This is a genomic window from Halohasta salina (assembly GCF_024178165.1).
Taxonomy (GTDB): Archaea; Halobacteriota; Halobacteria; order Halobacteriales; family Haloferacaceae; genus Halohasta; species Halohasta salina.
The window spans coordinates 148,249-157,757 of the sequence record NZ_JAMZIE010000005.1; the positions used below are offsets into that span (position 1 = coordinate 148,249).

Here is a 9,509-nt window from a genome sequence, read left to right on the forward strand (position 1 = left end):
GTTAGAACACCCCGATCCGTGAGGCGACCTCGGTCGCGTCGTCGTCGTCGCTCAACGAGAGCGTCGCCTTCTTCTGTGCTTTCGGCGTGATCTGCGTCGTGATGTTCGTCACAGTCACGTCGTAGCGCGTCTCGACTTCCTCGGCGATCTCGGGCTTGGTGGCGTCGATGTCGGTGATGAACAGGAGCTTGTTGTCGAAGTCCATCTCGTTCATCGCCTTCTCGGTCACCAGCGGGTGGTGAAGAATCGAGCTCATCGGTCGGCCACCTCCTCGATCGCGCTTTCGGTGAAGATCGTCAGCCGACCGGCGTGAGTACCGGGGGCGAGATCCTCGACGTTGACGTCGTGAGCAGTTGCCACGTCGGCACCCGCGAGGTTACGGGCGGCCGTCGAGGGTTCCTCGCTCGTGACGAAGAGGATCGATTTGGGTTCCTGGTACTTCCGGCCACGGGTCGTCCCGCGTCCGGCCCGCACCGTCTTGCCCTCCTCGGCGCGCTCGATGTCGGTGTCGACGCCGAGTGATTCGAGCAGTCCGAGGACCTCTTGGGTCTTGACGAGGTCTTCGAACTCGTCGCTCACGACGAGCGGGAGGTCGAGATCCTCATCGAACTGGTGGCCGCGGTCGGCGACGCGCTCGGCGTCGGCGGTTGCGGCGAGCGCCGACCGCGTGGCGAGTTGGCGCTCCTTTTTGTTGATCGTCTTGCCCTGGTCCTTCTCGGCCTTCGGCGGGTGTGCCTTCCGACCGCTGACAGCGTGGGGGACGCGCCGTGCGACACCGTCCTGTCGGGGGTCGTGGGACATCCCGCGGCCACTGCCGAGGGATTCGGCGGGCGTTCGGAGCCCGGCGAACTCGTCCGCGCCGTAGGCCTGTTTCCGGTTTGCCTGTGCGGCGACGACCGCCTGCTGGATGAGATCCGGGCGGAAGTGGGTCTCGAAGACCTCGGGGAGGTCGATCGAGCCCGCGTCGTCACCGTTCAGGTCGCGTACTGTTGCCTGCATGATTAGCCCTGATTAGATGCGGTTGAGACGTGCCGGACCTCAGGATCGAGGCGCGGGGTGTCGTTCGGCCGGATGGCCGGGCGGAACCGCAGCAGCCGTTTGTTCGGCCCCGGAACCGACCCCTTCACGAGGATGTAGTCGCCGTCGACCTCGCCGTGGTTGACGAAGCCGCCGTCAACGGAGGCCTCGTCGCCCTCGCCGATGTCGATCAGGCGCTTGTTGAGTTCGGTTCGCTGGTGGTAGCCGGTCTGTCCTTGCTGAGGAACCGTCGAGCGGACCCGGGAAGGGTTCCACGGACCGAGGTTGCCGATCCGTCGACGCCATCCCTGGCGGGCGTGTTTGCCCTTCCGCTTCTGGACGCCCCATCGCTTGACGGGACCCTGGGTGCCTTTCCCCTTTGTGATGCCCGAGACATCGAGGTATTCGCCTGCGCGGAAGACGTCGTCGACGCTGTGTTCGCCGCCGTCTTCGAGCAGTTCGAGCGCGAAGTCGGCGCGCTCGTCGAGCGAGCCGCCGCCGACGCGCGTTTCCATGATGTCGGGTTTCTTCTTCGGGACGTTCTGGAGTTCGCCGGGGACGGTGTGGGTGATGAGACGCAGGTCGTCTACCTCACCGTCGGCGATGAGTTCCCGAAGGGCCTCCGAGTCCTCCTCGAAGGTGTCTTCAGCCGGAAGGTCGAGGGCGCGGTCGAGGTTCTCGTCGAACTCGGTGGCCCAGACCTCGGTGATCGGCTTCTGTCCGTACGGCGTGTCTTGATAGGCTCGGAGGGAAACCGCCCGCATCGGAGGCACCTCGACGACCGTGACAGGAACGGACTCTTCCATTCCTTCACGCGGCGAGTCTGCCTCGTCGTTGACCATCACGACGTGGGTCATTCCGGCCTTGTAGCCGGCAAAGCCCTGTGGAGCCGCTGCTCCGTCGTCGTCTGGCCACGAGCGAATGCGTGGGACCTCGGAGGTCGCACGCTTTCGCGGGCCGTAGCCCAGCGAGCCTTTGCGTGGTCTGCTTGGTTGTGGCATGTTGTTACTCCGTGAGCGTGAGACAGCCGAGCGACGCGAACATCGCTTCCTCCGTTCGCACCGTCTCGCTGCCCTGTCGCGGAATCGTATTGAGCCAGCGGTCGAACCCCGGATCGGAGTCGACGTGTCCCTGTGCCGCGACTGCGGCCGAGACTGCCTCGGGTTCGAGCCCGAGTATTTCCGGTAGCCCTCTGCCGGGCGAGCCGAAGGCGACGGTCATCCCCGCCCGGAGATCCGGGAGGAGATCGCCGAGCCGAGCGTGGGTGATTTTCTCCCCGTACTCGGAGGCGGCGATCCGTAGCCCCGATTCGTCGCTGAGGGCTGCCGAGAGGCCCATGCATTCGACGTCGAACCCCGGTGTGGGTTCGTCGACGAGTCGTGCACGGACCGGTTCTCTCGAAGAGATCCTGACGGTGACGCGCTCCCCCTCAGCGGGTGTCGCCATATCCGGCGGCACCATGAGCGAGATCGGGTGTTGCAGTCCGCAAGTGACCCGAACGCGGCCTTCAGATCCGACCTTGGTCACGATTCCTTGGTGTGTAACCGATCCGTCCGGATCGGTTACCGTCTGTGACGAGACGCGGAGCGGCGGAAGGATCCCCGCGAACAGCAGTTCGTCGCGTTTGCCCCACACCTCGTCTTTGAGGTAGGGGGGCGTCGCGGCGTACTGCAGCACGACGGAGACGAACTCCTCGCCCCATCGACGCTCGCCTTCCCGGTCGGGAAAGACGAGAAGTCGGTCGGCCCGAAACACCGCCGCCGCACGGGCGACGTAACCGAGCTTACGAGTTGCCTCGCGTTTGTCCTCGGCTTCGCGGACGACCGACGACGGAACCAGTAGTGTGAGTCCGTCCATCGGGTGTGCCTCGTCACTAGACTGTATCTTCGATTCCCAATGGGACCCTAAAAGGGTAGCGGAACGATCTCCCCCTGTGTCGCCTTCACACGGTCCCTAGAGCGCCTGTATCCGGCAATCACGTTGTTGGTTGGTGTACCATACCACACGACAAAATGTAGATGAAACGTGGAACACTTGACCTGTCGACAGCGTCGACTCGGCTCGATCCGTGTCGCGCGTGCACGTGAGAAACAGAATTCCTACTCTACCAACTCTGGAGCCCAGCCTCGAAGGCGTAGACAGTCCCGGTATTAGCCAGTTCCAGCGTCGTGTAGGCGACTGCCGGTGGGAGAACCGAGCCAGTTCGGTCGTAGCTGTAGGCGGCGACACCGAGTACCGCGAGATGGGTGGCGATGAACAGGCCACCGGCGAAGGAGTCGACTGCGGTAACTCCCGAGACGACGACAAACCCAATAAAGAGGAGCGCAGGACCGTAGGCGACCGCCGGTCGACGGTCAGGGGCGAACTGGTCGACGAGATACGGGCCGACGCCGAGGCAGAGCGTGAACACCAGCAAGCCGAGGAGTTTCCCACGGTCGGGAACGGTGGTCAGTCCGCCAGTGGTACTCAGCAGGACGAAGCCCGCCGCGAACGTCGTCAGCGCGATAGCCCTGTCGGCGTCGACGGCCTGTCCGAAGCTCCCCTGGATGAGTATCTGACAGACGATCACGAACATCGGAACGCCGACGAGGACCGAAATCACTGTCAGCTTCAATACTGGGAGCAGCGATGAATCAGCAGCGACTGAATACTGTAGCAACGCGTTGTACTGCACGCCGGTGACGGTACCGACCAGTTTGGTGAGAGCGACACCGATCAGTGGGACCACTCCCGCAATCCCTACCAGCGGTAGGTCGCCCCGTGATGGGAGCTGTAGACCGAGGCTAATGTTCCGGTAGTCGGTATATGCTACAGTAAACAGCAGTACACCTCCAATGGTAGTGCCACCGAAGACGAGACTGGTGATCGCCACCCCGCTGAACGCTGGTGGGCCACCGCCTCCGGCCACCGTCGACAGCACCGCTCTCACGAGGCGGTGCCAGAGGTACAGCCCACTCAGGATAACGATGAGACGGGCGAACTCACCCGCTATCGGGTGGGTTGCGTGATGAAATGGACTGCTCACGCTCCGGAAAGACATGAATGAAATATTTGATTTAAATAAGATAAATCCTCCCCATGCGGCGGGAGTTTCAACTCAGTACAGCAGGTCGGCGTCGTTCTGGATCATATAGAGGCTCCGCGAGGCGATGTTGACCGCGTGATCGCCGATGCGTTCGAGATCCCGCACGGTGAGCAGGAGCCGCGAGATGTCAGCGAGGAGTCCCTCACGGTCGACTTCGCCAGTCGACTGCTCACGGCCCAAGAGATCACGAACGACCGCCTCGGAAGCGGCCTCACACTGCTGGTCGACCACGTCGTCGCGCTCGGCGAGGGTGTAACACAGCTCGCTGTCCGCGTCGGCGTAGGCGACCATCGCGTCCTCCAGCATCTCGGTGACTGCAGTGCCGATGGCTTGGACGTCGACCTCCGGCAGCCGCGTTCGGCTGGTAGTCAGCGAATATTCGGCGAGGTTGACCGCCAGATCGCCGACGCGTTCGAGATCGGTGAGGATCTTAAACGAGGCAGCGATGAATCGGAGATCGGAGGCTACCGGCTGCTGGAGGGCGATCAGGTCGACACAGTCACCCTCCAGTTCGAGATACTGCTCGTTGATCTCGCTGTCGCCGTCGATCACCGCCCGGGCTACCGACGCGTCGGTCCGTTCGAGCGCGGAGAGTGCGCGCCGGAGTCGATCGAGGACGATCTCCGAGAGGTACAGCACGTCCTCCCGAAGCGCATCGAGGCGGTGCTGGTAGTCGACACGTGGCATGCCCACACATTCAGATGAAACCCGTATTAGCCTTCCGTTTAACTCAATATTAGGTGTATTACTGGCGTTCTGTGCAGATACTCGCGACTAATGCGACGAATACCGAGTCGACTAACGACGGCCGGCTGGTGAGCGACCGATCAGGTGCCTCGCCGTCGGGCTGCAAGCAGTAGCACACCGCCCAACGCGGCGAGTGCCGCCCCGATCCCGAAGCCCGGTGTCGAGTCTTCGGCCGTCTGTGTCTCCGTTTCGGCTTCGGCGACGTCGACGGTGTGGGATGCCGTGTCGGTTCGCTCGTCGGCAGTCGCCACCGTCACGTTGACCGTGGCGGTACCCGCCTCGTCGAACGAGTGGGTCAGCGTCGATTCGTCGGCCGAATCGATCGGCGTGCCGTCGACCGTCCACTCGTAGCCCTCGACGTCGTCAGTTGCGTTGGCGGTGAACGTCGCGTTCTCGCCGACCGTTGCTCGGTCGGGGCCTGAAAGCGAGGCCGTTACGGGCTCGGTGGCCGGAGCGGTCTCGATCCGGACCTCCTCTTCGAGGCTATCGAACCACGCCCGTCTGATCTCCTCGCCGTCTTCGGTGGCGGAGATCACCTGCCAGTCGTCGATCGTCCCGTTGTACTCCGGGCCCTCCTCGGGGTCGTCGGGATCCTCGTCGGGCCGGCGGTCGTCGCCGAACCGGTGGTAGGAATCCCCATTGAACGCGGGATCGATCGTGATCGACACGTTCTCGCCGCCGAGGCCGCGGTAGGCCATCCCGTCGGTTCGGCCGTTCGACCACACCCAACTCAGCCGGGCGTCGACGCCCTCCGGCGGGTCGCCGTCGTTGCCGGCGGCGCCGGTGCGATGGTCCGCACCGAGTTGGTGGATGTCGTCCTTTTCGACCGTCTCGTTCCGCCAGTCGTAGTCGTCGTCGATCACGGCCCACTCGCCGTCTTCGGGCAGGCCGGTGAGTTCCCAACTCACCGAGCTTCCGGCGGTCCCGTTTTCACGGTCCTCGTAATACTTGTCGTGGATCGCAACGAGGCTCACGCCGTTCGGCCCCTCGCACAGCATGAGGATGCTCGTGTCGTCCTGCTGGAACTCGGTCGTTCCCTCCGAACTGAACGATCGGCCCCACGAGGGGTCCTCGCGGCTCTGATAGGGGTACCGGTAGTCGTAGAACTCCTCGACGGGAAGCTCACCCTGTATGGGTCGAACCTCGAACTCCTGGTCTCCCTGCACGATACGGTAGGTGCGCTCCTCGTCGTCGGCGGGTTCGTCGTCCGCCGGTTGCTCGGGCTGTGCGGACACCGCCGGTGCGAACAGCGAGGTGATCATGAGCAGCGCAACGAGGCCACTGAGTACTGTGGTCTGTCGTGTTGAATTCATTGTGTGGGTTGGAGGGACATCGCCACCGAGCCGCGTCGACCCGATTGTCAGTTGGTTACGTCGGCTTCGTACCGCCAGTCCGACTGCTATCGGTTTGTTATAGGTGGGTAAATCTGACTAACGTGGGACTACCCGTTTCAATCAGGTGACAAGGTGGCCGCCTCCATACCACCGAGCAGCGCTAGTGCCGAAACGCGGTGACGAGTTCGACCCCCACGATAGCCACCGCTTCTGCATCTGTCGACGGTTCAACCACCCACGCAACGAGAACATACCAGTAGCAACTGACCCGTACCGGGATCGGAACCGGGAGTCGACAGATCGCGGACGACCGTCGCGGAGGCAACCCAATGCTGCCGATCGACGTGTTCGACGCGGACGGCCGTTCAGGTGTGGACCCGTCGCGCTGCGAGCAGTAGCACGGCAGCCAACGCGACGAGTGCCGCCCCAGCGCCGAACCCCGGCGTCCGGTCGTCGGTCGCATCGGTCCCGTCCGTCTCGCTTTCGGCGATCTCGACGGTACGTGAGGCCGTATCGCTCCGCTCGGCGGCGGTCGTCACCGTCACGGAGACCTCGGCGGTACCCGCCTCCTCGAAGGAGTGGGTCAGCGTCGAGCCGTCAGTCGACTCGACGGGCGTGCCGTTGACGGTCCACTCGTAGCCGTCGACGTCGTCAGTCGAGGCGTTGGCAGTAAACGTGACGTTCTGGCCGACAGATGCCTGCTCGGGACCCGACAGCGAGGCCGTCACTGGCTCCGAGGCGGGGACGGTTTCGATCCGGACCTCCGCTTTGAGGCTATCGAACCAGATCCGTTTGAAATCGTCACCGCCGTCGGTGGCGGAGATCACCTGCCAGTCGTTGATCGTCCCGTTGTACTCTTCGCCCTCCTCGGGATCGTCGGGCTCCTCGTCGGGGCGTCGATCATCTCCCACACGGTGATAGGAGTCCTCGTTGAACGCGGGGTCGATCGTGAGCGACAGGTCCTCGTCTGCGAGGCCGCGGTAGGCCATCCCGTCAGTTCGGCCGGTCTTCCAGGCCCAACTCAGCCGTGCGTCGACACCCTCGGGCGGCTCGCCGTCGTTGCCGGCCGCACCGGCTCGGTGATCCGCGTCGAGTTGGGCGACATCACCCTTCTCCTCGCCGTCGATCCGCCAGCCGTAGTCGTCGTCGATCATGGCCCACTCGCCGTCGTCGGGCAGTCCGGTGAGCTGGAAACTCACGGAGCTCCCGGCGGTCGCGTTGTCGAGGTCTTCATGATACTTGTCGTGAACGACGATCAGGCTCACACCCTTCGGCCCCTCGTACAACAGGAGAATGCTCGTGCTGTCCTGTTGGTAGTCGGTCGTGCCCCGCGAACTGAACGACCGTCCCCACGAGGGGTTCTCCCGGCTCTGATACGGATCCCGATAGTCGTAGAACGCTTCGGCCGGGACGTCGCCCTGCATTGGTTCGACCTCGAACTCCTGATCGCCCTGCACGATACGGAAGGTGTACTTGTCGGCCGCCGGTTCGTCGGCCGCTGGTTCGTCATCCACCGGCTGCTCGGGCTGTGCGGACACCACTGGTGCGAACAGGGCGGAGATCATGAGGAGCGCAACAAGGAAACTGAGTACTGTGGTCTGTCGTGTCGAATTCATTGTGTGTTCGGTTGGGAACCATTGCCACCGAGCCGCGTCGACCCGATTGTCAGTTGGGTACGTCGGCTTCGTGCCGCCAGTCCGACTGCCAGCGGTTTGTTATAGGCGGATAAATCCGGCTAACACGAAACTACCCCTTTCAACCGGGTGACAAGGAGGCCGTCGATGCGCTCGTAGTCGACCTCCGTTCGACATTCTGACCCCGAGTTCGATCCTCTCGATACCGACCGTTTCAATGGCTGTCGACGCATCACCATCACACTCAACGAGAACCTACCACGTCCGCGACCGACTCGACCGGAGCGCACCATCCCGCGGTCAACACGCGAAGTTCGATTCTGGATCCCCGCGAGCGCGGACGGTCGACCGGCGGCACGGGATCGAACCTCGACCCCTCGGCGGCACCGCCGGTGTCCCGTTCGGCCGGGCTATCGCAGGCGTCGACGCGGCCGGCAGTGGCTCCGGTTCGGGCGGTGAACCCCACTCCTGTCGTGTGGTTTTCTCACTCACAGGGCGTGGCTTTCGCAACCCTTATACATCCACCTCCGGTTAGAAGTAAATGCGAAGAACGCGCGTCGGTAGTGTAGTGGTATCACGTAACCTTGCCATGGTTACAACCGGGGTTCAAATCCCCGCCGACGCATACTTTCTCCGGCGACCAACCCACAAGCGGCGCGTTTCATCGCGCCGCAATGCCGGTCGCCGGATGTCTGCGTTTCGCGGGATTTGAATCAGCGAACGACCGAAGGGAGTGAGTGAGGTTCAAATCCCCGCCGACGCATTTTCTCCCGAACGCAACACCTGCGAGCGCTCGCTGTGGCATGCGACTGGATGCTGGGGCGCAGTCGACGTGACTCGAAACGGCGAGCGATCGAAACGCTACGCGGCCCGCCGGTCGACGACTGCGAGGCCGACGAGTCCCACCGAAACGAGACCGAACGCCAGCAATGCGAGTCGCGGAATGGTGAACACCCCGAGGCCTTGCCACAGGATCGCCCCGCAGCCGATGCCGGCCGAACACTGAACGGTCGGCGTGAGTTGGAGCACCGTATGATAGCCCGCGACGCCGACCCCGAGCACCGACAGCGGGAGCCCCGTCTTCCAGACCGCCGCCCGGCGTTCGTAGGCGGCGACACCGAGGACGACGACGAGCGGGTACATCAGGATCCGTTGATACCAGCAGAGTTCGCAGGGTGCGAGTCCGGCGACCTCGCTGAAATAGAGGCTGCCGGTGGTCGCCACGATCGCCACCAGTGTACAGCCAGCGAGCAGTCGACGGCGCATACAGGTCCCATTACGGGGGGTTCGTTTCAAGTTTCCGCACCCAGTGGAGTTAGGACCCGAGCGCCCGACAGTCGACCCATGACCGTCATCGCACTCCTGAGTGTCGCACCCGTGATCGAAGACAGCATGGCCGACGAGGTCGCCGCCGCCGTCGACGCCCTCGATGCCCACGACGTGAGCTACGAGACCAACCCGATGGGGACCGTCATCGAAGCCGAGGATATCGACACACTGCTGGCAGCCGTGGGGGACGCCCACACGGCCGTCGACGCCGACCGGGTGACCACCGTCCTGAAAGTCGACGACAAGCGGACCAGCGACGAGTCGGCCGCCGAGAAGGTCGACGCGGTCGAAGCCGTTCTCGGCCGCGAGGCCAGAAGCGAGGACTGATCGGCCGGACTACGAATCCCTTTAGGAGACCACGGT

Annotated in this window: 10 protein-coding genes and 1 tRNA gene; 2 read left to right on the top strand and 9 right to left on the bottom strand. The window is 63.7% G+C overall.

The window, feature by feature from the left end:
* Nucleotide 1 precedes the first annotated feature (1 nt).
* The 8 genes from NKJ34_RS12060 to NKJ34_RS15885 form a co-directional block, all read right to left on the bottom strand.
* A complete protein-coding gene (locus NKJ34_RS12060; RefSeq protein WP_253738555.1) occupies nucleotides 2-256 on the bottom strand; it encodes a 50S ribosomal protein L23 in 255 nt (84 codons plus the stop codon).
* Nucleotides 253-999 (bottom strand): 50S ribosomal protein L4, encoded by a 747-nt coding sequence (gene rpl4p, locus NKJ34_RS12065; RefSeq protein ID WP_253738556.1) that lies wholly within the window; start codon nucleotides 997-999, stop codon nucleotides 253-255. Before rpl4p ends, NKJ34_RS12060 begins: the two co-directional genes overlap by 4 nt.
* Nucleotides 1,000-1,001: 2 nt before the next feature.
* Nucleotides 1,002-2,018, bottom strand: coding sequence for a 50S ribosomal protein L3 (locus tag NKJ34_RS12070; protein ID WP_253738557.1), 1,017 nt, complete (start codon nucleotides 2,016-2,018; stop codon nucleotides 1,002-1,004).
* A gap of 4 nt (nucleotides 2,019-2,022) precedes the next feature.
* Nucleotides 2,023-2,874 carry a putative RNA uridine N3 methyltransferase gene (locus tag NKJ34_RS12075; protein ID WP_253738558.1) on the bottom strand — a complete coding sequence of 284 codons (852 nt, stop codon included), beginning with the start codon at nucleotides 2,872-2,874 and terminating at the stop codon, nucleotides 2,023-2,025.
* A gap of 247 nt (nucleotides 2,875-3,121) precedes the next feature.
* Complete coding sequence (locus NKJ34_RS12080; protein ID WP_253738559.1) at nucleotides 3,122-4,057, bottom strand: hypothetical protein; 936 nt, start codon at nucleotides 4,055-4,057, stop codon at nucleotides 3,122-3,124.
* A 57-nt stretch (nucleotides 4,058-4,114) separates the two neighbouring features.
* Nucleotides 4,115-4,789 carry a phosphate signaling complex protein PhoU gene (gene phoU, locus NKJ34_RS12085; RefSeq protein ID WP_253738560.1) on the bottom strand — a complete coding sequence of 225 codons (675 nt, stop codon included), beginning with the start codon at nucleotides 4,787-4,789 and terminating at the stop codon, nucleotides 4,115-4,117.
* 140 nt (nucleotides 4,790-4,929) lie between these two features.
* Nucleotides 4,930-6,162: a PKD domain-containing protein gene (locus NKJ34_RS12090; protein WP_253738561.1), complete on the bottom strand. Its 1,233-nt coding sequence runs from the start codon at nucleotides 6,160-6,162 to the stop codon at nucleotides 4,930-4,932.
* 386 nt (nucleotides 6,163-6,548) lie between these two features.
* Nucleotides 6,549-7,697 carry a PKD domain-containing protein gene (locus NKJ34_RS15885; protein WP_253738562.1) on the bottom strand — a complete coding sequence of 383 codons (1,149 nt, stop codon included), beginning with the start codon at nucleotides 7,695-7,697 and terminating at the stop codon, nucleotides 6,549-6,551.
* Between the two features lie 674 nt (nucleotides 7,698-8,371).
* On the opposite strand from NKJ34_RS15885, the gene NKJ34_RS12100 reads away from it, so the two are divergent.
* A tRNA-Gly gene (locus tag NKJ34_RS12100) sits at nucleotides 8,372-8,442 on the top strand.
* 236 nt (nucleotides 8,443-8,678) lie between these two features.
* On the opposite strand, the gene NKJ34_RS12105 is transcribed toward NKJ34_RS12100, so the two are convergent.
* On the bottom strand, nucleotides 8,679-9,083 hold the full coding sequence (locus tag NKJ34_RS12105; protein ID WP_253738563.1) for a disulfide bond formation protein B: 405 nt from the start codon (nucleotides 9,081-9,083) through the stop codon (nucleotides 8,679-8,681).
* A 78-nt stretch (nucleotides 9,084-9,161) separates the two neighbouring features.
* On the opposite strand from NKJ34_RS12105, the gene NKJ34_RS12110 reads away from it, so the two are divergent.
* Nucleotides 9,162-9,473 carry an MTH1187 family thiamine-binding protein gene (locus NKJ34_RS12110; RefSeq protein ID WP_253738564.1) on the top strand — a complete coding sequence of 104 codons (312 nt, stop codon included), beginning with the start codon at nucleotides 9,162-9,164 and terminating at the stop codon, nucleotides 9,471-9,473.
* Nucleotides 9,474-9,509: the final 36 nt, after the last annotated feature.

Excerpts from the sequence above, each read along its gene's own strand:
- NKJ34_RS12060 (WP_253738555.1), bottom strand. The coding sequence starts at position 256 with ATGAGCTCGATTCTTCACCACCCGCTGGTGACCGAGAAGGCGATGAAC.
- rpl4p (WP_253738556.1), bottom strand. The coding sequence starts at position 999 with ATGCAGGCAACAGTACGCGACCTGAACGGTGACGACGCGGGCTCGATC.
- NKJ34_RS12070 (WP_253738557.1), bottom strand. The coding sequence starts at position 2,018 with ATGCCACAACCAAGCAGACCACGCAAAGGCTCGCTGGGCTACGGCCCG.
- NKJ34_RS12075 (WP_253738558.1), bottom strand. The coding sequence starts at position 2,874 with ATGGACGGACTCACACTACTGGTTCCGTCGTCGGTCGTCCGCGAAGCC.
- NKJ34_RS12080 (WP_253738559.1), bottom strand. The coding sequence starts at position 4,057 with ATGTCTTTCCGGAGCGTGAGCAGTCCATTTCATCACGCAACCCACCCG.
- phoU (WP_253738560.1), bottom strand. The coding sequence starts at position 4,789 with ATGCCACGTGTCGACTACCAGCACCGCCTCGATGCGCTTCGGGAGGAC.
- NKJ34_RS12090 (WP_253738561.1), bottom strand. The coding sequence starts at position 6,162 with ATGAATTCAACACGACAGACCACAGTACTCAGTGGCCTCGTTGCGCTG.
- NKJ34_RS12105 (WP_253738563.1), bottom strand. The coding sequence starts at position 9,083 with ATGCGCCGTCGACTGCTCGCTGGCTGTACACTGGTGGCGATCGTGGCG.
- NKJ34_RS12110 (WP_253738564.1), top strand. The coding sequence starts at position 9,162 with ATGACCGTCATCGCACTCCTGAGTGTCGCACCCGTGATCGAAGACAGC.